The sequence below is a fragment of the Chitinophaga sp. genome, assembly GCF_039596455.1.
GTDB lineage: Bacteria > Bacteroidota > Bacteroidia > Chitinophagales > Chitinophagaceae > Chitinophaga.
Genome location: NZ_JBCNJR010000001.1, coordinates 1,423,219 through 1,448,658 on the forward strand (window position 1 = coordinate 1,423,219; position 25,440 = coordinate 1,448,658).

A 25,440-nucleotide genomic window follows, 5' to 3' on the forward strand; every position below is an offset into this window, starting at 1 on the left:
ACCGGTTACCGCAATTTATCCGTAACGGGGCGCGTTGAATAGGAAAGCTTACACCGCGTTTCGTTACGGATTTTCGTATATTGCTATACGTAACAGGCAGCGATGCTTCGCTCATGCACATAACCCGAAAGCCAAACCAACTGAAAAGGATACTGATTATACTGATATTCCCTTTCCTTGCCGCCATGGAGGCCGCCGGGCAATCCCATACATACGAGATATTGTTTGGCAACAACGCCGTAGGCCAGCTTGACGTGAAGCAGGAAACTACCGGCCCCTCCCGCCGCATCACCATCCGCAGCCGCGTCCAGTCCAAGCTGCTTTCCCGTATGGAAACGGATATTGAAACAGTATACCAGCATAATGTGCTGCACCGCGGCAGGGTTACCCGTATACAGGCCCGTCCCAATGACGACAACCGGGAAACGCTCACTGAAAAGGCAGACAGGGGCTATAACGTTACCCGTAAAGGAGTGCGTACACCCTTTCCTGTTCCCCAGATCACTTTTTGCGTTAGTGACCTTTACTTTACAGAACCGAAAGAAATAAAAGAGGTATACTCGGAAACACTGGGCCGCTTTCTGCCCATCAAGCGCCTGGCAGACGGCCGCTATGCCCTGGGCCTGCCGGAAGGCCGGCAGAATTTTTATACCTATTCAAAAGGCCGCCTCATGCAGGTGGAGATCAATCATTCCCTGGGCCGCGCTACCTTCCGGCTGCTGGAGAAAAAATAAAAGCGGGCCGCCATCTGCCGATGGGCCCGCTGTATAAGTAATTATCCTGCCGTTTTACATCACCTGCTCAACGATCTGACCGGTTTTTTTGTCTTTCAGTATCAGCTTGCGGCTGCCGAAGTGGGTCACTTCGTCTTTGATAAGATAAAACTGCTCGTTGTAGCTGGTCAGCGCCTTTTCCTGGTCTGCTCCTTCTTTCCCGCGCCACACTTCCAGCTTCACCGGTTCCCACAGTTTGGACTTGGCTGATCTGTACGCCGCGTCCAGGATGGCGTTCACCACGTACCCGTCGTAAAACGTTTCCTGCGGCTGCTTGCCGGCCTCTACGGCGTTGAACATATCTGCAAACATGTGGTTGTAGCCCAGCTCGTTCAGCTCGTCACCTACGGGAAACAGCCAGCCGGTGTTGCTCTCCGCTTTTTCCGCCACATAATCTGCCCCTTTGCCGGTGGTGAACATGTCAAACCCGGTGCGCAGGAAGCTGTTGAGCCAGATGGTGCCTTCGGAGCCCATTACCTCGTCACGGAGGTCGAGGCCGCCCCGGAAGGTCCAGCTCACTTCAAACTGGCCTATGGCGCCGTTCTCATATTTTACCAGGCCAATGGCATGGTCTTCCGCATCTATGGGTTTCACCTGCGTGTCTGCCCAGCACATTACCTCAAGGGGTTTGATGTCTTTGCCGATGAAGCTGCGGGAAATTTCCACGCAGTGGCAGCCCAGGTCAAGTATACATCCGCCGCCGGCCTGCTCTTTGTCCCAAAACCATTCGCTGTGGGGGCCAGGGTGCGTCTCGCGTGATTTGGCCCAGAGAATACGTCCCAGGGAGCCGCTTTTCACGCTGGCCAGTGCTTTCAGGAATTTAGGGGTGTACACCAGGTCTTCCAGGTAGCCGTTAAAGATGCCGGCTTTCTCTACTGCTTCCAGCATACGTTTGGCTTCTTCCGCGTTCCTGCCCAGCGGCTTGGTGCACATAACGGCTTTTCTGGCCTTGCAGCAGGCCAGTACGGCAGCCTCGTGCAGGTTGTTGGGCAGGGAAATGCAAACCATGTCCACATCAGGGTGGTTAATGGCTTCTTCCATGTTGGTGGTCCAGTGCGCGCAATTATAGTCTGCCGCAAACTTTTTGGCGCTTTCCTCGCGGCGTGAATAGATGCTTACAATTTTGTCCCGGCTGCGTTGGCCCTGCAGAGAGTCTGCATAGAACCGCCCAATGAACCCGGAACCCAGCATTGCAATTTTTGCCATAGTCAATTAGTGTTTTTATAAGTTTCAGACTGGTTTTTTATCTCTGAATGCCAGCATAAAGTAGATCATTACCGCTGCGGCAATATAAACGGGTACCATCCAGATGCTTTGCCACTGGCGTGTGCCGTTGAGCATGTAATAGTCTGCCACCATCCCTGAAAACAGGGTGCCTATCACCATGCCCAGGCCGTAGGTGGCAAAAGTAAAGAGGCCCTGCGCGGCGCTTTTGATCTTTTCCCCGGCCCTGTTCTCCGTATACATATACCCGGTAACGAAGAAAAAGTCGTAGCAGATGCCGTGGAGGATGATGCCGGTGTAAAGCATCCACAGGTTGGCGCCAATATCTCCGTAGGCAAAGCAGATGTACCGCAGCACCCAGGCCGCCATGCCTACCAGCAGCATCTTTTTTACGCCGATGCGGCGCAGCAGGAAGGGAATAGCCAGTATGAACACTGCTTCGGATATCTGCCCGTAGATCATTTTGCCGGCTGCATTCTCCATGCCTGCCTCATTGAGGTAGAGATTGGCAAAGCTGTAATAAAAGCTGAGGGGAATGCAGATGAGCACGGCGGAAATGAAGAATACCACGTAAGACCTGTTCCTGAACAGCACAAATGCTTCTGTGCCCAGTACCTGCGCGGCGGAATCTCCTTTGCCTTTGGGCGGCACGTCTGGCAGGGAAAAGCAGAAGAGGCCCAGTAGAGCGGAGGCGGCCGCGGCTATATAAAAGATGGCGGCGGTCTTTTCAATGGCCAGGTAGCCGATGAGCAACCCTGCAACTATCCAGCCAACGGTGCCGAATGTACGAACGCCGGGGAACTGTTTGCCCGGGTCGGACATCTGGCTGAAGGCCACGCTGTTGCTAAGCGCAATGGTAGGCATGTACAGCAACGAGTACACCAGCACTATGCCGATGAACAGGTAGGTATTGCTGGTAAGGGAAGCCAGCAGCAAGGCTGCGGCGCCGGCGAGGTGCAATACGCCCATGATTTTCTGCGCGGAAAAATAACGGTCTGCTATCATGCCCACAATAAACGGGGAGATCATGGTGGCAATGGCCAGGGCCATATAGGCATAGCTTACCTCCTGGCCGGTGGCCTGCAGGTTGGTAACCATGTAAGTATTAACGGTAACGTACCATGCTCCCCAAATGAAATATTCGAGGAACATCATGAAGGATAATTGAAGTCTTATGCTGGTATTCACGTGGCGAAGGGTTTTGCTATCAAGATAACGAAAACAATTTATCCTTTCATCCGTTGCTGATTGATTTTTTCACTGCCCGGATGGCGTTTGTTAGTACCTCTTTCAGCCAGGCTTTACCAGGGTGCGATAATATTTGCACACCGGCCGCAGCCCGCATTCGCCGCATTTGGGATTGCGCGCCACGCAGATATAGCGGCCATGGAGTATAAGCCAGTGGTGGGCAACATGCACTTTTTCTTCAGGAATGTATTTTAGCAGTTGCTGCTCTGTTTGCAAGGGCGTTTTGGCGTTGGTGGTGAGCCCCAGCCGGGCAGATACCCTGAACACATGTGTATCTACCGCCATATTGGGTTGCTGGTATACCACGCTGGTAATAACGTTGGCAGTTTTGCGGCCCACACCGGGCAGCTTGACCAGTTCCGGTACTGTGGAAGGTATTTCTCCATGAAAATCTTCCATCACCATATTGGCCATGCCAATGAGGTGTTTGGTTTTATTGTTGGGATAGCTGATGCTTTTGATCAGGGGAAAAAGCTCGTCAAAGGTGGCATGGCTGAGGGCTTCCACGTTCGGATAACGTGCAAATATGGCCGGCGTGGTCATGTTCACCCGCTTGTCTGTACACTGGGCAGACAATATCACGGCTACCAGCAACTGATACGGGTTGTCGTAAATAAGTTCTGTTTCTGCGTTGGGGGCATGGTGCTCAAAATAGTCGATTACAAACTGGAACCGTTCTTTTTTCGTCATGCCTGCAAAATAATAAAACTAACGCTGTTCCTCCTGAACATTCCCGGCATGCTCAAAAATGGCCACCAGGGTACTGGTACGGGGGGCGTACTGCAGCGTGTCCAATATTTGCAACGTTTGCAGCTCTTCACGCGTCATTTCCTGTTTCTCTTGCATAGTTTTCCCTTGCGGGTCAGTTACAGCACAGTTAGGAGTTGAATAGGGGAGTGTAAAATTGCTCATGCGATTGATTTGTTAAATTAAATGGAATTTATGTAGATATAACACTTAAATAACGACGAATGACGGGATAGTATTGTTAATTTAAGCCAATTTTTTGGAAAAAGCAATTTTTTAACAATTTGTTGGGGCTTGTAGCGGGTTGAAAACCAGTTGGTTACTTGTTTTTGGGAGGAAGGGGTACAATAAAGAGGTCTTCATCGTCCTTTTTCATGCGGTATTGTTCCCGGGCAAATTTTTCCAGCTTTTCCGGGCTGGAAAGCAGCTCAAACTGGTCTTGCCGGGCGCGGTCTATCTCCTGCCGGTAAAAGGCCTTCTGGGTTTCCAGCTGGTTTACTTCGGAGTAGAGCTGGTATTGGGAAAAGGAGTTATGCCGGTCTAAAAATATCAGCCAGGCAAGGAAGAGAGCGCCGCACACAATGTATTTGTTGCGGAGATAAGAGGGGAGAGTAAAGCGCTTCTTCGTTTCCATGCCCTGCGTTTTAAAGGTCCGGGTACCGGCAGGCCGGCACCCGGAAAATTTTGTATTGATTGACCACTAAAAAGGTGCGTGGTGATTACTTACCAAATTTAATTGAATTTTTCGGATAAAAAGCGCTGCTGTCCAGCAGTTCTTCAATCCTCAGCAACTGGTTGTACTTGGCCATACGGTCTGTACGGCTGGCAGAACCGGTTTTTATCTGGCCGCAGTTGAGGGCCACGGCAAGGTCAGCAATAGTGGTGTCTTCCGTTTCGCCGGAGCGGTGGCTCATAATGGAGGTATAACCTGCCTTGTGCGCCATGTTCACTGCGTTGATGGTTTCGGTAACGGTACCTATCTGGTTTACCTTGATGAGGATGCTGTTGGCAATATTTTGCTCAATACCCTGTTTCAGGCGTTTTACATTGGTCACGAACAGGTCGTCTCCCACCAGTTGCACGCTGCCGCCAACGGTTTCGGTGAGTTTTTTCCAGCCGTTCCAGTCGTCTTCCGCCATACCGTCTTCAATAGAGAGGATGGGATATTTTTTGCACCATTCCGCCCAGTAAGCCACCATTTCATCGCTGCTGATCACTTTCTGGGAGCTTTTATAGAATTTGTAGGTGCCGTCCTTGTCGCTATACATTTCGCTGCTGGCCGCGTCCAGGGCAATGCCTATCTGGGAGCCTGCCTTGTAACCGGCAGCTTCAATAGCCTGCAGCACGGTTTCAATGGCTTCTTCGTTGCTCTGGATCTCGGGGGCAAAGCCGCCTTCGTCACCCACGTTGGTGCTATAGCCTTTTTTCTTCAGTACGGATTTCAGGTGGTGGAAAATTTCCACGCCCCAGCGGAGGCCTTCAGAGAAGCTGTCGGCGCCTACGGGCACAATCATAAATTCCTGGAAATCTATTTTATTATCAGCGTGCGCACCGCCATTCACGATGTTCATGAGGGGAATGGGCAGGGTGGTGGCGTTTACGCCGCCCAGGTAGCGGAACAAGGGCAGGCCGAAGGCTTCTGCAGCGGCTTTGGCTACGGCCATGCTCACCGCCAGGGTGGCATTGGCGCCCAGTTTGCCTTTATTTTCAGTACCATCCAGTTCAATGAGCAGTTTGTCTACACCGGCCTGGTCACTGATGTCCCAGCCAATCAGTTCATCAGCAATTACTTCGTTCACATTGGTCACTGCTTTGATCACGCCTTTGCCCATGTACACGCCCTTGTCGCCATCACGCAGCTCTACGGCCTCATGCTTGCCCGTGGAAGCGCCGGAAGGCACCGCGGCCCGGCCTACGTGGCCGTCTTCTGTGGTTACATCAACTTCTACCGTGGGGTTGCCGCGGCTGTCTAAAATCTGTCTGGCATGGATCTCTGAAATGATACTCATGGGTAAAATTTTTTATTGTTAAATCTAGAAAAAGTGAATTTTCAGCCGCCGGCGCCTACCCGGCTGCGTGTACCACTAGTTTGTCAGTTCCCTGAACACCGCTTCGAGCGACTGCGAATTGCTGTGCAAAGAAAGGATGTTCCGGTTATTATTCAAAGAGAATTGAAGCAGGTTTTTCCGTACGGTTTCCGGTTCGGCCGTATACAGCCGCCATACATGCCCTTCCGCCGCCACGGCGCGGGTTACGCCCGGCAGCTGCTCCAGTTCCCCGGCAGGCACCGCCTCGCTGAACTGCACCTGTATGTAGGCCCCGCCCCCCTGCTGCAGGGCGCTGATGGCGTCGTCTGCTATAATGCGGCCCTTGTTGATGATGATCACCCGGTTGCACATGGCTTCCACTTCCTGCATGATATGGGTGGAGAGCATCACTGTCTTGTCTTCTCCCAGGCTTTTGATGAGAGCCCTTATCTCCGCCAGCTGGTTGGGGTCAAGGCCGGAAGTGGGCTCATCAAGAATCAGTACTTCAGGGTTGTGCAGCAGTGCCTGGGCCAGGCCTACACGCTGTTTATATCCTTTGGAAAGGGCGCCTATCTTTTTGTGCTGCTCCGGTCCCAGCCCGGTAAGGCCTATCATTTCCCTGATGCGCGGCCCGGTTTCCCGCCCCAGGCGGTGCAGGCCGGCCGTAAATTCCAGGAACTCCTTTACGTACATGTCAGGGTACAGCGGGTTGGCTTCCGGCAGGTACCCTACCCGCCGCCGCACTTCCATGGGCTGTTTGGCCACGTCAAACCCGCACACGCTGGCCTGCCCCTCGCTGGGAGGAAGGTAGCTCGTGATGATCTTCATGGTGGTGGATTTGCCGGCGCCGTTAGGCCCCAAAAAGCCTACAATACCGCCCTTCTGCAACTCAAAAGAGATGCCGTCCACTGCTTTTTGCTGCCCGTACAGCTTGGTGATCTGCGATACGATGATAGACATGGATAGTTTTTGCGGAGACTAAAGTAAGACGAAAAAACAGAAAAAACACGGCCCGTGCCCTGGAAGGCACAGGCCGCTCATAAGGCGTCTGTAATGCAATAAACAGTTGTAGGTTGATATTAGCGTTAAGATGCCTTGTTATTAGTAGGAAATGGCCGGCTCCAGGTCTTTGGCCTGGCTGATCATTCCTGTTATTTCTGCCAGGGAGGGCACCCTGCCGCTCAGGTTCTTAAGGGCGTTCAGCTCTGTCACCTTGGCGTGCAGGTTTTCCGGAACGCGGTTGCGCAGTTCCTTTACGGTATCAACGCCGGCGGCTTCCAGCAGTTCTGCAAACTGGTCTCCCACACCGTTGATGCGCATCAGGTCTGCATGGTTCACCCACTTCAGCAGCAGGCTTTCCGGAATGCCGGTAGACTCGGCCAGGCGCAGCCTGCCGGTACGTGTATTGCCGTCTTCCAGCAATTTGGCCACGGTATCTATACCGATGCCTATCAGCTTGCTGGCATAATTGGGGCCAATGCCCTGTATTTCATGAATCGGGTAGCTCATAACTGTTGTTTTGGTAGTTGGAAATTAAGGAAACTCTGTCACCTTTAGTTGAAAAATATGTTAAATGATTGTGTTTCATCGTAATTTTAAACCTTCACAGCATATCAATTACTTTTACAGGATGAAAAGACAGCTAGTTTGGTTGCTAATGATGCCCCAGCTTGTGTTGGCGCAGGCTTTACCGGAAAAACAGTACCCTAAAGGATATTTCAGGAACCCGCTGAACGTGCCCATTGAACTGGCGGGCAACTTCGGGGAATTGCGCCCCAATCACTTCCATTCCGGGCTCGACCTCAAAACCCAGCAACGGGAAAACCTGCCGGTACATGCCGCGGCAGACGGGTATGTCAGCCGTGTTGGGGTATCACACCTGGGCTTCGGCAATGTGCTGTACATCACTCACCCCAACGGTTATACGACGGTGTATGCCCACCTCAACCGGTTCTACCCGCTGCTGGAAGAATATGTGACCCGCAAGCAGTATGAGCAGGAAAGCTGGGCGGCAGACCTTACCATACCGGAGGGCCTGTTTCCCGTTAAAAAAGGTGAGTTTGTAGCCTGGAGCGGCAACACCGGTGGCTCCGCAGGCCCGCACCTCCATTTCGAGATAAGGGACACTCAAACCGAAAAACCGTTGAACCCCATGCTGTTCGGCTTCAACATACCTGACACGAGAGACCCGGAAATATCGCGCATAGTGGTTTACGACCGTAACCGCAGCTTTTATGAACAGACGCCCATTGTGGTGCCGGTGAAAAAGACCGCCGCAGGCTATACGGCCACCCGCCCGGTGGTTACCGTTCCTACAGACAAGGTGGGGCTCGGCATTTCCGCACTTGACAGGCAGAGCAATTCTCCCAATCCCAACGGCATCTATGAAGCCATGCTGATACAGAACGGGGAGATTGACTGCGGTTTCCAGCTGGACAATATCGGCTATGACGAAACCCGCTACCTCAATGCCCATATAGACTACAAAATGAAGAAGGGGGGCGGCCCTTACGTGCAACTGCTGTTTGCGCTGCCCGGCAACCAGCTGGGCATTTACAAGGAAATGATAGGTGACGGCACCATCGATCTGTCTGACAAACAACCGCACCCGGTTACGCTGCGCGTAACGGACGCTTACGGCAATAAATCTGATGTGAAGATTACGCTGCAGCAGTCCGGCACCCCGCCTGCGGTACCGGTTTGCGCCAATACGATGTACCCGGAATCCCGTAATATTTTTGAAAATAATGCTGTGGAATTTTATCTGGAAGAAGGATCTTTGTATGACGAAATTTGTTTCCGGTATGTTGAAATTCCTAACGCTACAGCTTATTCCAACACCTACCGGTTACATACTGCGCTGGTGCCGGTCCACTACAACTTCGGGCTGCGCATCAAGCCTGTAAGGCCGGTGCCCGCGGAGCTGCAAAATAAAATGGTGATTGTGCGGAAAGGAGCGGGAGAAAGCATTTCCGCGGCCGTGTATGAAAACGGCTGGTATAAGGGCACCTTCCGCGACCTGGGAGATTTTTATCTCACGGCGGATACCGTGAAGCCGAGGATCACCCCGCTGGGCGGGCTGAAACCTGGCATCAACCTGTCAAAGGCAGGAAAAATGTCTTTCTCCATGAGTGATGCCAGCGGCATCAAGTCTTACCGCGCGGAGCTGGACGGGAAGTGGCTGCGGTTTTCACGGAGAGGGAATGTGCTCAGCTACAGCTTTGACGAGCACTGCCCCCCCGGTAGCCACACCCTGAAGCTGACCGTAACTGATATTGCGAACAACGAAACCACATATACTTTGACGTTTAAACGCTAGAAACCGTGAAGCATCTTAAACCCGGGGACATTGCTCCCGCCTTTACAGCCAAAGACCAGCATGGCCAGGATGTATCGCTGGCCGACTTTTCAGGAAAGAAAGTGATCCTCTATTTTTACCCGCATGACATGACCCCCGGATGCACCACCCAGGCCTGTAACCTCCGGGACCATCACGCGCGCCTGCTGCAAAAGGGCTACGCCGTGATCGGGGTGAGTGAAGACGACGAAAAGAGCCACCGGAAATTTGCGGAAACATATGATCTGCCTTTCCCGATACTGGTAGACGAAAGCCATACCATCCTGAACGCTTACGGCGTATGGGGTGAGAAGACATTTATGGGCCGTACTTATGACGGTACGCACCGCACCACCTTTCTCATTGACGAGAACGGCGTTATAGCCCACATCATTGAAAGGCCCGACAATGGGGACCATGCCGCGCAGATACTTGCGTTGTGGGAAGGTGAAGAAGCGGCGGGACCGTTCCGGAGCGAGCCTGTTGAAGAAGCCGCGGCTGCGCCTGTGGCAGAAGAAACCAACACGCCTGACGCAGAGGCCATTGAAGAGATCCATGATGTGATGAGCAAGGCCAAAGAAATTTCGACAGCTGCATCCGAGGAAGCGGCTGAGCAGGAAAAAGCTGCTGCTGTAGCAGCTTCGAAGAAGGCTGCGGCGAAGAAAAAGACGGCAGCGAAACCTGCAGCACCGGCGCCCGCGCCAGCAGGAAAGAAAGCTGCCGCCAAAGTGAAACCTGCCGCCAGGAAAGCAGTCACCAAGGCTGCTCCTAAGAAGGCAGCAGCCAAAGCAAAGGCGGCTGCTCCCAAGAAAGCGGCGCCTAAAAAGGCAGCGGCTAAAGCAAAACCAGCAGCAAAGAAAGCCACTCCTAAGAAAGCCGCAGCTAAAAAGGTAGCAGTGAAAGTGAAGCCAGTTGCAAAGAAGGCCGCACCCAAAAAAGCGGCAGCAAAGAAAGCAACTCCTAAAAAAGCTGTAGCTAAAAAGGTGGCAGTGAAGGCAAAACCGGTTGCGAAAAAAGCAGCGGCAAAAAAGGCGGCAACCAGGAAGGTCACTCCTAAAAAAGCTGCGGCTAAAAAGGTAGCGGTGAAAGCGAAGCCGGTTGCAAAGAGGACCGCACCTAAAAAAGCAGCCGCAAAGAAAGCAACTCCTAAAAAGACCGCAGCTAAAAAAGTCGCGGTGAAAGCAAAGCCGGTTGCGAAAAAAGCGGCGCCGAAAAAGGCAGCAGCTAAAAAAGCAGCAGCGAAGAAAGCGGCACCTAAAAAAGCTGCAACCAAAAAGGCCGCGGCCAAAGCCAAATCAAAACGCTGATTCAAACGTAGCAGCCATAAAAGCAAAACGGGAAAGAAGATCATCTTCTTTCCCGTTTTTTTATACCGATAATTGTATGCTGCTATCTTTTCTGGCGTTGTTTCTTGAATACCTGGCCGGTTTTGAACTTGTTGCCTTCGGGGCTGCCCACGCGGTCCATGGCGCAGCGGAAACCAACGGTGTTGGTGGCCATGTCTTCCTGCATGTGGCGGCGGTTACCGGGCGAAAGCCAGTATGCACGGTCATTCCAGCTGCCGCCTTTGATCACCCTTGACTTGTCGTTGATCAGGGAGGTAATGCCGTAGCCGTATTCCACCAGGGAGAGGGAGTCACCGTCAAGGTAGTTGATCACGTCACCTTTCTGGTAGTTGAGGCGGCTGGCAGACTCTTCGTCTGTTACATCACGCATTTTTAGCGCGCCCAGGCTGTCTTTTTCAAATTCTTTTTCTGCGTTCTGGTAAACCGTCTGGAACTTGTTACCGCGGAAGTAGTTGAAGTCGTCACCGTCAATGGTGGTGAGCGGCCTGTATACGTCCTGTACCCATTCGCTTACGTTGCCAGACATGTTATAGATGCCAAAAGTGTTCGGGAAGTAAGATTGAACGGGGGCCGGAATAGACGCACGGTCATTCAGGCCACCGGCCATACCCATGTTGTCACCGGAGCCGCGCTTGAAGTTGGCGAGGAACTGGCCTTGCCAGTTGCCGCGGCGAATATCGCGCAGGCCGCTGTTGTTGGTGCCCCAGGAATAGATCTGTTTGTTGAGAATCAGCTCTTCACCGCGTTTACCTTCTTTTTTGGAAGGGTTCGGGTTCTGGCCTATGTAGCCCAACGCCGCATATTCCCATTCAGCTTCCGTAGGCAGGCGGTAGTTGGGCAGCATGATGCCGTCTTCAAACTGCGCGCCGCGGGGAGACCCGTCAGGATTGCTGAATTGTTTCTTGGCGCTTTTGCTCATTTTACCGGGCGTGCCTTCGTAGAGGCCCGCCATGTATGATTTGCTGTCAAAAGTATTATCGTCTGCCTGGTTCATGATGTCTGCTTTAGAAAGCAGGCCCGCGTCCATCAGCAGCTTTTCATTCACGCGGTTGGAGCGCCATTTGGCATAGTCTGTTGCCTGTTTCCAGGTTACGCCTACAATCGGGTAATCGTTATAGGCCGGGTGGCGGAAATAATATTCCACCAGCGGCTCGTTATAAGCCAGCTCGCTACGCCATACCAGCGTGTCCGGCAGGGCGTTGCGGTATACGTCGGGGAAAGATTCGCCGTACATGCGGGTAAGCCAGTACAGGTACTCGCGGTAGTTTACGTTGGATACTTCCGTTTCATCTATGTAAAACGAAGACACCGTAATACGGCGGGGTATATTGTTCCAGTCAGACATCACGTCCTGCTCCGTAGCGCCCATGGCAAAGGTGCCGCCCTGTACAAATACAAGGCCGGGGCCGGTAAACTGGTCTTTATTTTTGGCAACGGAAAACCCGCCCATCTTCGGGTCGTTATACGTCCACCCGGTAGCGGATGAAGATTCTTTCTTCTTTCCGAAAAGGCCCCCGTTCTTACAGGCCGACATGGACAACATCACACCGGTGCCTACAATCAAGGATAAGGAGGTTAATCTGCGCATGCGATAACAGCTTTTGATCGATACAATTTAGGTATTCAATTAGGTAAACGCAAATGTATGCTTTTTTATTTTATAGCAAAAAAAATTAATCTATAAGCAGGTGGTACATTGCTCCTCCCCCGGTTGCGAAATCCCCTGAGATACATTAGGTTTGTATCAAATATACAAATCCTGCCATCCTGATGACAACCACCCGCTCCGTTCTTTGCGCTCTGGCATGCCTGCTTTGCTGGCTGGGTGAGGCTTACGGGCAACGGGGCTATGCCTCCCGGTCTGTGCTGGCGGATGGCAACTGGTACAAACTGGCGGTCAAAGAGGCCGGGGTGTACCGGGTAGATGTGCCCCTGCTGCAAGCCATGGGCATCAATACCACCAACCTGGCCTCCGCTTCCCTGCGGGTGTATGGTACGGGTGGGCAGATGCTGGCAGAAGACAATGCCTTGCCCCGCCCGGACGACCTTCCGGAAAATGCCGTTTGGGTGGCAGATGGGGGAGACGGGGTGATGAACGGGGGAGACTACCTCCTGTTTTACGCCGAAGGCCCGCATACCTGGGCCAATACTCCTGAAGGGTTCCGCCATGCAAGGCATTTGTATGCAGATTCCGTTTGTTATTTCCTGCATGTCAGTCCGGGCGGTCTCCGTATCGGGGAAGACGCTTCCGCCGCTCCCCCCGGCCCTCCCGTTACCACCTACAACTACCGCGCTTTCTATGAAAAAGATCTTTACAACATCCTTTCCAGCGGAAAAGACTGGCTGGGCGAGGAATTGAACGCCACCCTGCAGGAAAGGAACTTCACCCTGCCCATGCCGGCGGCCGGGCTAACAGATGCGCATCTCCGCATAAGGGCGGTAGCGCGCAGTACGGGCGGCTCCCAGTTCGAGATAGCCGGGCAGCGGCTGGTACCCGGCCCGGTGAGCGGCAATATTTTTGACGAGTATGCCACGGCCGTAGAAGCGTATTTCCCCTATACGGGCGGCGCTGCCATTACCCTCCGGTACCAGGGCAATGCCGCCGCACGGGGCTGGCTGGATTACATAGAAATACTGGGCCGCAGCCCGCTGGTTATGCCCGCGTCTGGCTCGCTGCCTTTCAGAGATACGCGTTGCGCCGGCCCCGCCACCTTCGAGATCACCAATGCCGCCCCTCAAACCCAGGTGTGGGACGTAACGGCCCCCCTGCGGCCGGTGCAGCTGAAAACCCGGCTGGCTGGCAATACCCTGCGTTTCGACCGAAACTGCGGCAGCCTGCGGGAGTATGTGGCCTTTAATCCCGACGCATTGCCCCAACCGCAGTATGTGGGCCCGGTGCCCAACCAAAACCTGCATGGCAGCGCCGTTTCCGGCATGCTGATAGTGACCACCGCCGCCCTGCGCCCGGAAGCGGACAAGCTGGCGGCCTGGCACGGCAGCGCCGGCCTGGATGTGGGGGTGGCCACAACGGAAGAGATCTATAACGAGTTCGGCTCCGGCCTGGCAGACCCTACGGCCCTGCGGGATTTTGTCAAGATGCATTATGACCGCAGCGGCCTGAAGTACCTGCTCCTCTTCGGCCGCGCTTCCTTTATGTACAAAGACGCATCCAACATGGTGCCTACCTGGCAGAGCACGGCCTCGCTGCATGGTATCAACACGCATATGTCTGACGACTATTTCGGATTTCTTGACGACAGTGACCATATTGGCGGCAATCCCCTGCTGGATGTGGCCATTGGCCGCCTGCCCGTGCGTAATATAGCGGAAGCGGCGGCGGTGGTGAACAAGATCATGCAGTATCATTCTCCCGCCGGCTTTGGGCCCTGGCGTAATGAAATGACGTTTGTGGCGGATGATGAAGACGGTAATCTCCATTTCGAGGATGCGGAAAAAGTAAGCCGCATTATTGAACAGGAGCAGCCCCGCTACAACATCGCCAAATATTACCTGGATGCCTTCCCCCAGGTGTCCGGCGCTTCCGGCAGCCGTTACCCCGCTGCCAATGAGGCCATTAACCGCCGCATGTTCAACGGTACGCTGGTGTGGAACTACACCGGCCACGGCAGCTTTTCACGGCTGGCGGAAGAAGCCGTGATGGATGAAACATCCTTGAACGCCTGGAATAATGAGCACCGTTTGCCTTTATTGGTAACTGCCACGTGCGACTTTGCGCCGTTTGACAACCCGCAGTTCCACTCCCTGGGAGAGAAGTTGCTCAGCCGGGAAAAAGGCGGCGCCATAGCGCTGATGACCACCACGCGCCCCGTGTTTGCCAGCTCCAACCTGGTTATGAACGCCAACTATTTCCGGCTGGCCTTTCAGCCCGGCGCGGGCGGGCGCCTGCCTACGCTGGGAGAGGGGGCCATGCGGGCTAAAAATGAAACCTATGCCACCCTGGGAGATATTGTGAACAACCGCAAATTCCAGCTGCTGGGAGACCCGGCCCTGTCACTCGCTTTCCCGAAATGGACGGTGTATACCGACTCCCTTAACGGCCGCCCCGCCGGCACGGCAGACACCTTGCGGGCCCTGGGGCAATACACGGTAGCGGGCAGCGTGAGAGATGCCGCCGGCAACGTGCAAACCGGTTACAACGGCATGCTGTACATGACCGTGTTTGACAAACCTGCCACCTACCGCACCCTGGGCAATGACCCCGGCAGTACGGCGGCAGATTACCAGGTGCAGAACAGGGCCCTGTTCCGGGGCAGCCAGCCTGTGCAGAACGGCCAGTTCCGTTTTACTTTTGTAGTGCCTAAAGACATTGCCGTTACGCCCGGAGCCGGCAAGATCAGCTATTATACCAGCAATGAAACCGAAGACGGCGGCGGCACCTACGCCAACCTGGCTGTTACCGGCACTGCCGCCAATGCCCCCGCAGATAACCAGGGCCCGCTGATCAGGGCCTGGATGAACGACGAGTCTTTCCGGGACGGCGGCCTTACCGCTGAAGATCCGCTGCTGCTGGTGTACCTGCATGACGAGAGCGGCATCAACGCCACCGGTAACGGCATCGGGCATGATATTGTAGCGGTGCTGGATGACAGCACGCAGTTCTACAATATGAACGAATTTTATACCACCGCTCCCGGCAACTTCCGGGAGGGCCGGGTTACCTTCCCGCTGGCAGGCCTGGCTCCCGGCAAACATACCCTTACCATCCGGGCGTGGGACAGCTACAATAATTCTTCAACCATTAACATCTCGTTTACTGTTGTGCCCAAATCCGTGCTGGCAGTGGAAAAAGTATACAATTATCCCAATCCTTTCCGCGGCCAGACCCGTTTTATGTTCAGCCACAACCAGCAAAACACTGATCTTGATGTGCTTATACGTATCTTTACAGCCACCGGCCGGCAGGTGAGCACAATCAAAAGCACAATAAATGGAACAAACGGCCGTTATTCTGGCATTCCGTGGAACGGAAGGAGCGATTCGGGAGTACAATTGACCCCTGGCGTCTATTTTTATCAGGTTATAGTTAAGAGCATGGGTAAGGAAAAAGTGTTTGGAGGAAAAATGATATTATTGTAATTTATATATTAAAAATTGTGTAAATTTGAAATGTAATTATGATGTGTTTTTTTGTGCCCCCGTCACTTGTTATTCATAAATTAGACGTTATTTTTACATTTAGCTATTAAACATATTTTGCATGTTTTCAAGGATTACGACGGTTGCAATATGCGTGTCTGCCCTATTCCTCAGCCAGCAGTCTTTTGCCCAGCAGGACCCTCCCAGCAGAGATGAACTGGACGGGCGCATGAATACCATTAACACAGCCGTACCTTTTCTTCGTATATCCCCTGACGCCAGAAGCGGTGCTATGGGCGATGCCGGCCTTGCCATTTCGCCGGATGCCAACTCCGTTTACTGGAACCTTTCCAAATTGCCTTTTGCCCCTAAGAAATCGGCGGTAGCCGTTACATATACGCCCTGGTTAAAAGAGCTGGTGAACGACGTGTTCCTGGCGCAGCTGGCCGGATACACGCAGATTGACGAACTGCAGGCCATTGGCGGTTCTCTCCGTTATTTTTCACTGGGAGATATTGAGTTCCGCGACATTGGCGGCGCAGACAACGGCACCTTCCGCCCCCGTGAATTTGCCATAGACGCCGGTTATGCCCGTAAGTTGAGTGACCACTGGTCTCTGGGCGTGGCATTGCGTTACATCCACTCCAGCCTGGCCACCGGCCTTACGCCAGACCAGCAGACCATACGCCCCGGCCGCGCCGTGGCAGCTGACCTCAGCGGTTTTTACACCAGGGATTTTGAGAAAGATAATGGCCTGGTGAATAACTGGAGCTTCGGTTTTGCCATTACCAATATCGGTAACCGTATTTCCTACACGCAGTCCGCACAAAAAGACTTCCTGCCCACCAACCTGGGCCTGGGTACCTCTTATACCATCGGGATAGATGAATACAACAAAGTGACCTTTTCGCTGGATGTGAACAAGCTGCTGGTGCCTACGCCCAGGCTTGACAGCACTTATCCTGACAAAAGCATGCTGGAAGGCATGTTCTCCTCTTTCGGGGACGCGCCGGGGGGCTTTAAGGAAGAACTGCATGAGCTGATGTATTCCTTCGGCGGCGAATACTGGTATAACGACCAGTTTGCAGTACGCGCCGGTTATTACAACGAGCACAAGACCAAGGGCAACCGCCGTTATTTTACAGCGGGCCTGGGCGTGAAATACAATATTTTCGGGCTGAACTTCTCTTACCTGGTGCCTTCCGGAACGGGTATACAGCGCAACCCGCTGTCTAACACGCTCCGCTTCACCCTTACATTCGACCTGTCCGGGAATGACGAATAGTGCAGTATCTTTGCCATAATAATAATCGCAAACAACGAATAAATCCTCCGGTACCAAGGGAGGATTTATTATTTTAACAGATCGTAATATTTTTTTTTGACTACTATGAGCAAATTAAGGATTGGATTAGGGGTGGATTTTCACCAACTGGTACCGGAAAGGGACTTTTGGCTGGGCGGCGTGCTGGTGCCTCATCACAAGGGCGCGCTGGGCCACAGCGATGCAGACGTGTTGCTGCATGCTATTTGTGATGCCATGCTGGGCGCGGCAGGCCTTGGAGATATTGGGGTGCATTTCCCCGATACAGACCAGGCGTACAAGGATATAGACAGCAAGATACTGCTGGGCCGCTGCCGGGAGCTGATCGGGGAGAAGGGCTACGGTGTGGTGAACGTTGATTCCTCATTGTGCCTGCAGGCGCCTAAAATAAAACTCTATGTTCCGCAAATGCAGGAGGTAATTGCCCGCCTGCTGGGGCTTACGGTAGAAGAAGTGTCTATCAAGGCCACCACAACGGAAAAGCTGGGCTTTGTGGGCCGGGAAGAAGGGGTAGTGGCCTATGCTACCGTGCTGCTGGAAAAGCAGTAGTGTTTATTTTTAACTGTTTACCTTTGTTCAAATGGCTGATATACAAGTAAAGATCATTAACCGTTCGGAAAATCCGTTACCATCTTACGCCACGGCTGATGCCGCTGGTATGGACCTGCGCGCCAACCTGGCCGCGCCGCTCACCCTGCAGCCGCTGGAGCGCACGCTGGTGCCCACCGGCCTGTTTATGGAGCTGCCTGCCGGCTTTGAAGCGCAGGTACGCCCCCGCAGCGGGCTGGCTATCAAGCAGGGGCTTACCCTGCTGAACACTCCCGGCACGATAGATGCTGATTACAGGGGTGAGATCAAGATCATAATGATCAATTTGTCTAACGAACCGCAAACCATCCAGCATGGAGACCGCATTGCACAGATGGTGATTGCTCCTTTTGTACAGGCAACGCTGGCAGAAGTGCCTGAGTTGTCAGATACAACAAGGGGCGTAGGCGGCTTTGGCCATACGGGAAAATCCTGAGTATGCGTTTAACCGTTATCGTTATAACAATTGCTGTCGCCTTAACGGCCGCAGGCTGCGGAAGCAACCGCAAAGTTGCCTCCGTGCCCGCCGGCGTGCAGCAGCAGGTGCTGGAGCAGCGGGCAGACAGCCTGTTCTTTGCGGCCCAGCGCTCCAAAATGTTAGGCGATTACAAAACGGCCATCACCCAGTACTCTGATTACATCCGCCTCAACCGCAACAACCCCACCGTTTATTACGAGCTGAGCCGCCTCTTCATGGAAGTGCGCAACCCGGCCTACTCCCTGGGCTTTGCCCGCAGGGCCGTACAGCTGGACACTTCCAACAAATGGTTCCGCATGGCCCTGGCAGACGCATATACCGTCAACGAAATGTTTGACAGCGCCGCCGTGGTGTATGACCAGCTGAGCCGGCAATACCCGCAAGACGATGACCTGCTTTTCAACAAAGGCATGTCCCTCTCCAAAGGCCGCCATTTCTCTGAAGCGCTGGAGGTGTTTGATACTATTGAAAGCCGTGTGGGCGTGGTGGAAGACCTGGTGTTCCAGAAGCAGCGCATTTTTATGCGGCTGAACATGGTAGACAAGGCCGCCGCTGAAGTGCGCAAGCTCACCCGGCAGGAACCGGGAGAACTGCGTTACTGGGGCCTGCTGGCGGAAATTTACGATGCTGCGGAACGCGTTCCGGAAGCAAGGGCCGTGTATGATACCATTCTGCAGATAGACCCGTACCACCCGCGTGCCCTGATCGCCATTGCCAACTACGAAAAGAAGAACGGCAATGAGCCCAAGTACCGGGCTTTTTTGGTGAAGGCGTTCCAGAACAAGGAGTATAATATTGACGAAAAGATATCTTTCGTATACCCCTATCTGCAAATGCTGGAAACAGATACTACCAAACGTGCGGAAGGGCTGCTGCTTACCGGCCTCATTGTGGAAGCCCACCCCCGGGAAGCCAAGGCCTATGCCCTGCGGGCGGACATGTTTTCACAGGCAGACCGGCCAGACAGTGCGCTGGTGAACTATAAAAAAGCCATTGCGCTTGATTCTACCCGTTTCAGCGTATGGTACCAGCTAATGTGGATGTACTCCCGCACGGAACAGACGGATTCCCTGCTGCGCGTGAGCGCCCACGTTACCCGCCAGTTCCCGAAAGAGTTCATGGGCTTCTATTTCAATGGTCTTGCCAATTATTTCAGGCAGCGGTACGATACGGCCATCCAGTCTCTCAACACGGCGCTGGCCATCGGTGGTGAAAAACGGTTTGTGGCAGACGTATACGCCCTGCTGGGAGACGCCTACCATGCCAGCGGGCTGCATGCCCGCAGCGACAGCAGTTACGATATGGTGCTGACGCTCCGGCCCAAAGATCATATCGTAATGAACAACTACAGCTATTACCTTTCCGTGCGGGGAGACAACCTGGAGAAGGCTGAGGAGCTCAGCCGCCGCTCGCTGGAGCTGAAGCCGGAAAGTCCTACGTATATGGATACCTACGCCTGGATCCTTTTCAGGATGGGCAAGTATCAGCAGGCCCGGAGCTGGATAGAGAAAGCAATGCAGTACCCGGAAGCGCGGCAGGACCCTGATGTGCTGGAACATTACGGCGATATCCTTTTCAATCTCAACGAAAAAGATAAAGCCGTGGAGTACTGGCAGCTGGCCAAGGCCAGGGGCGCCAACTCGCAGGGGCTGGCCCGCAAAATAGCAGAGAAGCGTTATATCAAAAGCCTGGACCGCTGACCGCATAAGGCACGGGCCATGAAAACTATTACACGTATAATGGAGCAAAAAGCAGTACTACAAATTGTTGCATGTTTATTCAGCCTCGTATTATTTTCATGCAAGGCTACCAAAATAACCCGCGCCACTTTTCCTTCGGATACTACCGGCCGCAGTACAGACGCGCTCAGCCGGGAAAAGGAAGCCGCCCTCGCTAAAGACATTCTCGAAAAAGTACGTGCCAACCGTATTGAGTTCAAAACCTTTTCCGCAGAGCTGAAAATGGACTATGACGATGACCGGGGCAAACGCATGAACAACCTCGGCGTTAACATCCGCATGGAATATGACAGCGCCATCTGGATAAGAGTGGCCGGCCCTGCCAACATTGAAGGCGCCCGCATACTGGTTACGAGAGACAGTATCAAGATCGTGAACCGCCTGGAAGGTACCGTTACCCTCCGCAACGTACAGGAAGGGCAGGAAATGCTGAAGCTCAATATGGACCTCAGAACCCTGCAAGACCTGATTGTGGGGAATGCTGTGTTCCTGTCAGATTCCATTTCCAATGTGGTAACCACCCAGTCAGTGATCTCTTTTGCCTCCATACAGCCCACGCTGGTGAGCCTTTTTAATGTTTTTGCGGACGATTATGTGATACAGCAATGCCGCATTACAGACCGCGACAGCACTGCTGCCAATACCCGCGTGGTAGAACTGACCTATGGCGCGCACAAGATGGTAGACGGGCGAAAGATAGCCTTCCAGCGGAAGATCTATGTGGAAGACAAGAGCGTGGTGAAAGTAGCGCTGGATTTTAAACGGATGGAGTTCAACAAACCACAGTCTTTCCCCTTCCCGGTGCCTGACAAGTATACGCGCCAGTAATTGGGCGCGGCTGGCAATTTCGTAGTATATTTAACGTTATAAAACATCATTGAACATAAAAATGCTGCAATTGAAAAAGTTTATCCCTGTTTTACTGATGGCGTTGACGCTGATGCCGGCTATGCTGCAGGCGCAGAACCAGCCGTCCCGGGAAGAACTGGAACGGCAGAAGCGGGCAATACAAAAGCAGATGGAGGAGGCGCAGAGCATGCTGCGCGAAACCCAGAAAACCAGCAAGGAGAGCCTGGGCCAATTGCGCGCGCTCCGCAACAAGATAGACCTGCGTGCCCGCATGATCCGCAATATCAATGAAGAGATCAATTTCATCAATGGAGATATCAACGCCGCCCTCCGTGATGTGAAAACCCTTGAAAGAGACCTCGATACCCTCAAACAGCAATATGCACAACTGATTGTAGCAGCTTATAAAAACCGGAGCAGCTATGCCATGCTCAACTTTGTTTTTTCGGCAGACAGTTTTAATGAGGCCATCCGCCGCTACCAGTATCTCAAACAATACCGCGAGTTCCGCAAGCGCCAGGCAGATAACATTCTTGAAACGCAGGAGCAGTTGAAGCTGAAGGTGAAGAATTTGCAGGAGCAACGGGGTAAACGTTCTACCGCATTGAAGTCTGAGCAGGAGGAAAGGGCAACGCTGGAGAAAGACCGGAAGGAGAAAGATGAGGTGGTGGCCAAGCTGAAAGGCCGCGAAAAGGAACTGCTGCAGGATATCAATGAGAAAAAGAAAGCACAGAAGAAGGTGCAGGACGCTATCCGCCTGGCCATCCGGAAAGAAATAGAAGACGCCCGCCGCAAGGCGGAAGCTGAAGCGTTGGCTAAGAAGAAAGCCGCCGAAGCGGAGCGCAAGCGCAGGGAAGAAGAGCGGAAACGCGCCCTGGCCGCTGCTGCAGAGGCTGCCAAAAACAACCCTACTGCCGCGGTTACGCAGCCGCCTCCGCCCCCGCCGCCCGTCAAAGAGCCGGAAGTGGCCGCAGAAAAACCAAGCAGGGTGCTGAACGTACTGGAAGCTTCTCCTGAAGCGGCCGCGCTGTCAGACAACTTTGAGGCCAACCGGGGCAAGCTGCCCTGGCCCGTAGAGTCAGGTATGATAGTGAGCTACTTCGGCAAGCAGAAAAATGCCGACATGGAGCGGATCACCGTAGAAAACGATGGTATTGTGTTTGGCACCCGCAAGGGCGGTGCGGTAAGGGCTATATTTGAAGGCACGGTATCCCGCGTGTTCTCCATTCCCGGCGCCGGCTTTGTAATCATCATGAAGCACGGGCAGTACTTCACCAACTATGTAGGTATTCAAAGCCCCAGCGTGCGTGCGGGAGACAAGGTGAGAACAGGCCAGGTGATAGGTTCCGCGCGTTCCAATGAAGATGAGTCTATGGGTGAGGTGGAAGTGCAGGTGTATAAAGGCGGTGCATTGCAGAACGCCAATAACTGGATCAAACTGAGATAAACGGACAATACGGTATGCAAAAAAGGCTGGCCACGTCACATGGCCAGCCTTTTTTTATCAGGCGTCTGCGCAACAGCGCGTGCCGTTTATGATTTTACCAGGGCTTGTTGCAGCACTGCATCATACAGCGCTTCATACTGGGGAATGATATTGTTGATATGGAAGCGGGTGGCCTGTTCCAGCGCGCCCCTGCGCAGGCGGGAAAGCAGGCTTTCATCTTCCAGCACGCGGATGGCGTGGGCGGCCATCTGGTCTACATCGCCCACCGGGCTGCTGAAGCCGGTTACGCCGTCTATATTGATCTCCGGGAGGCCGCCGGCATTGGAAGAGATCACCGGCACCTGGGAGGCCATGGCTTCCAGCGCGGCGAGGCCAAAGCTTTCGTACTCCGAAGGCAATAAAAACAGGTCGCTGATAGACATTACGTCTTCCAGTTGTTCCTGCTTGCCTACAAAGCGGACGTCTTCACAAATGCCCAGATCGCGGCACATGCATTCTATAGTGGGGCGGTCTGGCCCGTCTCCCACCAGCAGCAGCTTGGCCGGCATCACGTCACGTACCTGTTTGAACACCTTCACTACATCAGGTACTCTCTTCACCTTGCGGAAGTTAGACACGTGCAGCAGCACCTTTTCGTTATTGGGCGCTATGGCCTTGCGGAAATGCGGCAGCTCGCGGCGGGCAAAGCGGGCCGTGTCTACAAAGTTGTAGATCACCGAAATGTCTTTTTCGATAGGGAAGTACTTGAAGGTTTCTTCCCGCAGGTTTTCAGATACAGCGGTGATGGCGTCTGACTCGTTGATGGAAAAGGTAACCACAGGGGCGTAGGTTTTATCCTTGCCCACCAGGGTAATGTCTGTGCCGTGCAAAGTAGTGATGAACGGTATATAACGGCCCTGCTTGGCTACTATCTGCTGCGCCATATATGCGGTGGAGGCATGGGGGATGGCGTAATGCACATGCAGGAGGTCCAGTTTCTGGTTCAGGATCACGTCTACCATGGTGCTGCTGAGCGCGCTTTCATAAGGCGGGAAGTCAAACAGCGGGTATGTGGGCACCTGTACTTCGTGATAATAAATATTGGCGTGAAATGCGTTGAGGCGCACCGGTTGCTGGTAGGTGATGAAATGTACCATATGACCTTTGTCTGCCAGTGCTTTTCCCAGTTCGGTAGCCAACACACCGCTACCCCCGTAAGTAGGGTAGCAAACTATTCCTATGCGCATCCTTCTTGTGGATTTTATGAAGTGCTAAGGTAAGTAATTTCAAAACACGGGGCTGCCGGCTCTGTCATGGCAGCTTCATTTGGGGTTGAGTGGCGGATTTATTAGTTTTAATTTTACATCAACAATCTATAATCCGTATATGAGAAAACCAATTCTGGCGCTGGCCGCCTGCTGCATGGCGCAATTTGCCTTTGCGCAGCAGGAAGACTCCCTGGCCATCCGCCGCCTCAGCGATGAGATACTCACCCGTAGCCAGGCTTATGAAAACCTTCGTGTGCTCACCAAAACCATTGGCGGCCGCCTGGCAGGTTCACCGCAGATGGTGAAAGCCGAAAAATGGGGAGAGGCGGCCCTGAAAGCCGCCGGGGCAGACAGGGTGTTTACGCAGGAGTGCAAGGTGCCTCACTGGGTACGCGGGGAAAAGGAGCAGGCCCGCATCATCAGCAACCGGCGAGATCTTGTGCCGCCGCTGAACGTGCTGGCGCTGGGCAACTCTGTTGGTACCGGCCCACAGGGCGTTACCGCGCCCGTGCTGGAAGTACGGTCTTTTGAGGAACTGGAGCAGAAAAAAGACCAGGTGAAGGGAAAGATCGTGTTCTACAACTATCCGTTCAACAACAAATTCATTAAAACCTTCCATTCCTACGGAGATGCGGTACGTTTCCGCTCCCAGGGCCCCAGCCGGGCCTCCAGGTACGGCGCGCTGGCGGTGATTGTACGCTCCATGAGCCACAGTACAGACAACCACCCCCATACCGGCGCTACCCGCTATAACGATTCATTCCCCAAGATAGCCGCTGTGGCCATTGGCCTGCAGGATGCAGACCGCCTCAGCAAAAGGATTGCCGGAGACCCCAGCGCCAGGGTGTTTTTGCGCACCACCTGCCAGATGCTGCCAGACACTATTGGCCACAACGTGATAGGCGAACTGAAAGGCAGCGAGTTCCCGGATGAGTACATCACCGTGGGCGGCCACCTTGACTCCTGGGATGTATGTGAAGGCGCGCATGACGATGGCGCCGGCTGCGTACAGTCCATCGAAATACTCAGGGCCTTTAAAGCCGCCGGCATACGCCCCAAACGTACCCTGCGCGTAGTGTTGTTTGCCAATGAAGAGAACGGCACCCGCGGCGGTCTCAAATACGCCGAGCTGGCCAAAGCCAACCGGGAAAAACACCTTTTTGCCCTGGAGAGCGATGCCGGCGGCTTCACGCCCCGCGGTTTTATGATGGAAGTGACGGAGGCCCAGCGCAGCAAGGTAAAAAGCTGGCTGCCCCTGTTTTTACCCTATGGCCTCTATGATTTTAACGAAGTAGGCGGCGGGGTGGACATAGGCCCGCTGCGCCGGGAGCTGGGCACGCCCGTGGCCGAACTTTCTCCTGATTCCCAGCGTTATTTTGATTACCACCACGCCGCATCAGACGTGTTTGAAGCCGTGAATAAAAGAGAACTTGAACTGGGTGCGGTAGGAATGGGCGCATTGGTGTATCTTGTAGATAAATACGGTTTATAAAAAACCAACAACACCCAAATGAAAAGATTTGTAGTCATCCTTGTGAGCATGCTGCTCCTGATTTTTGCGGCCTTTTTCTTCTACCGCTATTACTTCGTGTTCGGGCGCGGCGCCAAGGCGGGGGAGCTGAACTTTTTTGTGCAGAAAGGCTATGTCTGGAAAACCTATGAAGGCCGCCTGATACAAACGGGCTTCAAGCCCCAGAACCTGGGCGGCGTACAATCTAACGAATTCCAGTTTTCCGTTACGGACGAAAGAATTGCCCAGAAGCTGATGAGCAGCAGCGGTAAGTTCCTGGAGCTGCATTACAAGGAATACCTGGGCGCGCTGCCATGGCGGGGGTACAGTACTTTCATTGTAGACAGCATTATTTCCATTACGGACCCGGCAACGGGAAAGCGGGTGGCGTTCTGACGGTTTAAGATAACAGGAAAGCCGGGCTGTGGTGCATTGCACCCGCAGCCCGGCTTTTTTATT

General features: G+C 53.5%; 22 protein-coding genes. 12 read left to right on the forward strand and 10 right to left on the reverse strand.

Translation table 11 applies throughout. The annotated features are described in order from the left end of the window. Positions 1–113: 113 nt before the first annotated feature. Entirely contained in the window at positions 114–734 is a 621-nt protein-coding gene (locus ABDW36_RS05980; protein ID WP_343700967.1) for a DUF6134 family protein, read from the forward strand. Between the two features lie 54 nt (positions 735–788). Here ABDW36_RS05980 and ABDW36_RS05985 read toward each other — a convergent pair whose 3' ends face one another. From ABDW36_RS05985 to ABDW36_RS06020, 8 genes are all read right to left on the reverse strand, one after another. Beyond that, the gene (locus ABDW36_RS05985; RefSeq protein ID WP_343700968.1) at positions 789–1,979 is read right to left on the reverse strand and encodes a Gfo/Idh/MocA family oxidoreductase; all 1,191 of its coding nucleotides are present in this window, start codon (positions 1,977–1,979) and stop codon (positions 789–791) included. 24 nt (positions 1,980–2,003) lie between these two features. Beyond that, positions 2,004–3,185 carry a nucleoside permease gene (locus ABDW36_RS05990; protein WP_343700969.1) on the reverse strand — a complete coding sequence of 394 codons (1,182 nt, stop codon included), beginning with the start codon at positions 3,183–3,185 and terminating at the stop codon, positions 2,004–2,006. Between the two features lie 102 nt (positions 3,186–3,287). Next, positions 3,288–3,935, reverse strand: coding sequence for an endonuclease III (gene nth, locus ABDW36_RS05995; RefSeq protein ID WP_343700970.1), 648 nt, complete (start codon positions 3,933–3,935; stop codon positions 3,288–3,290). 18 nt (positions 3,936–3,953) lie between these two features. Further along, entirely contained in the window at positions 3,954–4,091 is a 138-nt protein-coding gene (locus ABDW36_RS06000) for a hypothetical protein (protein WP_157986358.1), read from the reverse strand. Positions 4,092–4,311: 220 nt separating this feature from the next. Continuing rightward, positions 4,312–4,626: a septum formation initiator family protein gene (locus ABDW36_RS06005; protein ID WP_343700971.1), complete on the reverse strand. Its 315-nt coding sequence runs from the start codon at positions 4,624–4,626 to the stop codon at positions 4,312–4,314. Positions 4,627–4,711: 85 nt separating this feature from the next. Next, a complete protein-coding gene (gene eno / locus ABDW36_RS06010; RefSeq protein ID WP_343700972.1) occupies positions 4,712–6,001 on the reverse strand; it encodes a phosphopyruvate hydratase in 1,290 nt (429 codons plus the stop codon). A 75-nt stretch (positions 6,002–6,076) separates the two neighbouring features. Beyond that, positions 6,077–6,979 (reverse strand): gliding motility-associated ABC transporter ATP-binding subunit GldA, encoded by a 903-nt coding sequence (gene gldA, locus ABDW36_RS06015; protein WP_343700973.1) that lies wholly within the window; start codon positions 6,977–6,979, stop codon positions 6,077–6,079. A gap of 141 nt (positions 6,980–7,120) precedes the next feature. After that, complete coding sequence (locus ABDW36_RS06020; RefSeq protein WP_343700974.1) at positions 7,121–7,528, reverse strand: DUF4332 domain-containing protein; 408 nt, start codon at positions 7,526–7,528, stop codon at positions 7,121–7,123. 121 nt (positions 7,529–7,649) lie between these two features. On the opposite strand from ABDW36_RS06020, the gene ABDW36_RS06025 reads away from it, so the two are divergent. Continuing rightward, a complete protein-coding gene (locus tag ABDW36_RS06025; protein WP_343700975.1) occupies positions 7,650–9,338 on the forward strand; it encodes a M23 family metallopeptidase in 1,689 nt (562 codons plus the stop codon). Positions 9,339–9,343: 5 nt separating this feature from the next. Beyond that, positions 9,344–10,663 carry a thioredoxin-dependent thiol peroxidase gene (gene bcp, locus ABDW36_RS06030; protein WP_343700976.1) on the forward strand — a complete coding sequence of 440 codons (1,320 nt, stop codon included), beginning with the start codon at positions 9,344–9,346 and terminating at the stop codon, positions 10,661–10,663. 82 nt (positions 10,664–10,745) lie between these two features. On the opposite strand, the gene ABDW36_RS06035 is transcribed toward bcp, so the two are convergent. After that, positions 10,746–12,290 (reverse strand): SUMF1/EgtB/PvdO family nonheme iron enzyme, encoded by a 1,545-nt coding sequence (locus ABDW36_RS06035; RefSeq protein WP_343700977.1) that lies wholly within the window; start codon positions 12,288–12,290, stop codon positions 10,746–10,748. A gap of 182 nt (positions 12,291–12,472) precedes the next feature. Here ABDW36_RS06035 and porU point away from each other — a divergent pair, with 182 nt between their 5' ends. The 7 genes from porU to ABDW36_RS06070 all read left to right on the forward strand — a co-directional run bounded on the left by porU (position 12,473) and on the right by ABDW36_RS06070 (position 22,224). Further along, positions 12,473–15,799: a type IX secretion system sortase PorU gene (gene porU, locus ABDW36_RS06040; protein WP_343700978.1), complete on the forward strand. Its 3,327-nt coding sequence runs from the start codon at positions 12,473–12,475 to the stop codon at positions 15,797–15,799. A gap of 154 nt (positions 15,800–15,953) precedes the next feature. Continuing rightward, positions 15,954–17,084 carry a type IX secretion system outer membrane channel protein PorV gene (gene porV, locus ABDW36_RS06045; RefSeq protein WP_343700979.1) on the forward strand — a complete coding sequence of 377 codons (1,131 nt, stop codon included), beginning with the start codon at positions 15,954–15,956 and terminating at the stop codon, positions 17,082–17,084. Positions 17,085–17,189: 105 nt separating this feature from the next. Next, positions 17,190–17,672: a 2-C-methyl-D-erythritol 2,4-cyclodiphosphate synthase gene (gene ispF, locus ABDW36_RS06050; RefSeq protein ID WP_343700980.1), complete on the forward strand. Its 483-nt coding sequence runs from the start codon at positions 17,190–17,192 to the stop codon at positions 17,670–17,672. A gap of 31 nt (positions 17,673–17,703) precedes the next feature. Beyond that, the gene (gene dut, locus ABDW36_RS06055) at positions 17,704–18,147 is read left to right on the forward strand and encodes a dUTP diphosphatase (RefSeq protein ID WP_343700981.1); all 444 of its coding nucleotides are present in this window, start codon (positions 17,704–17,706) and stop codon (positions 18,145–18,147) included. Positions 18,148–18,149: 2 nt separating this feature from the next. Next, a complete protein-coding gene (locus ABDW36_RS06060) occupies positions 18,150–19,889 on the forward strand; it encodes a tetratricopeptide repeat protein (RefSeq protein ID WP_343700982.1) in 1,740 nt (579 codons plus the stop codon). A 39-nt stretch (positions 19,890–19,928) separates the two neighbouring features. After that, the gene (locus ABDW36_RS06065; RefSeq protein WP_343700983.1) at positions 19,929–20,756 is read left to right on the forward strand and encodes a DUF4292 domain-containing protein; all 828 of its coding nucleotides are present in this window, start codon (positions 19,929–19,931) and stop codon (positions 20,754–20,756) included. A gap of 70 nt (positions 20,757–20,826) precedes the next feature. Continuing rightward, complete coding sequence (locus ABDW36_RS06070; RefSeq protein ID WP_343700984.1) at positions 20,827–22,224, forward strand: peptidoglycan DD-metalloendopeptidase family protein; 1,398 nt, start codon at positions 20,827–20,829, stop codon at positions 22,222–22,224. 86 nt (positions 22,225–22,310) lie between these two features. Here the strand turns inward: ABDW36_RS06070 and bshA are convergent, their stop codons facing one another. Further along, positions 22,311–23,450, reverse strand: a complete 1,140-nt coding sequence (bshA, locus tag ABDW36_RS06075) for an N-acetyl-alpha-D-glucosaminyl L-malate synthase BshA (RefSeq protein WP_343700985.1) — start codon at positions 23,448–23,450, stop codon at positions 22,311–22,313. 139 nt (positions 23,451–23,589) lie between these two features. On the opposite strand from bshA, the gene ABDW36_RS06080 reads away from it, so the two are divergent. Beyond that, the gene (locus ABDW36_RS06080) at positions 23,590–24,963 is read left to right on the forward strand and encodes a M20/M25/M40 family metallo-hydrolase (protein WP_343700986.1); all 1,374 of its coding nucleotides are present in this window, start codon (positions 23,590–23,592) and stop codon (positions 24,961–24,963) included. Between the two features lie 18 nt (positions 24,964–24,981). Beyond that, complete coding sequence (locus tag ABDW36_RS06085; protein WP_343700987.1) at positions 24,982–25,377, forward strand: hypothetical protein; 396 nt, start codon at positions 24,982–24,984, stop codon at positions 25,375–25,377. Positions 25,378–25,440 lie beyond the last annotated feature (63 nt).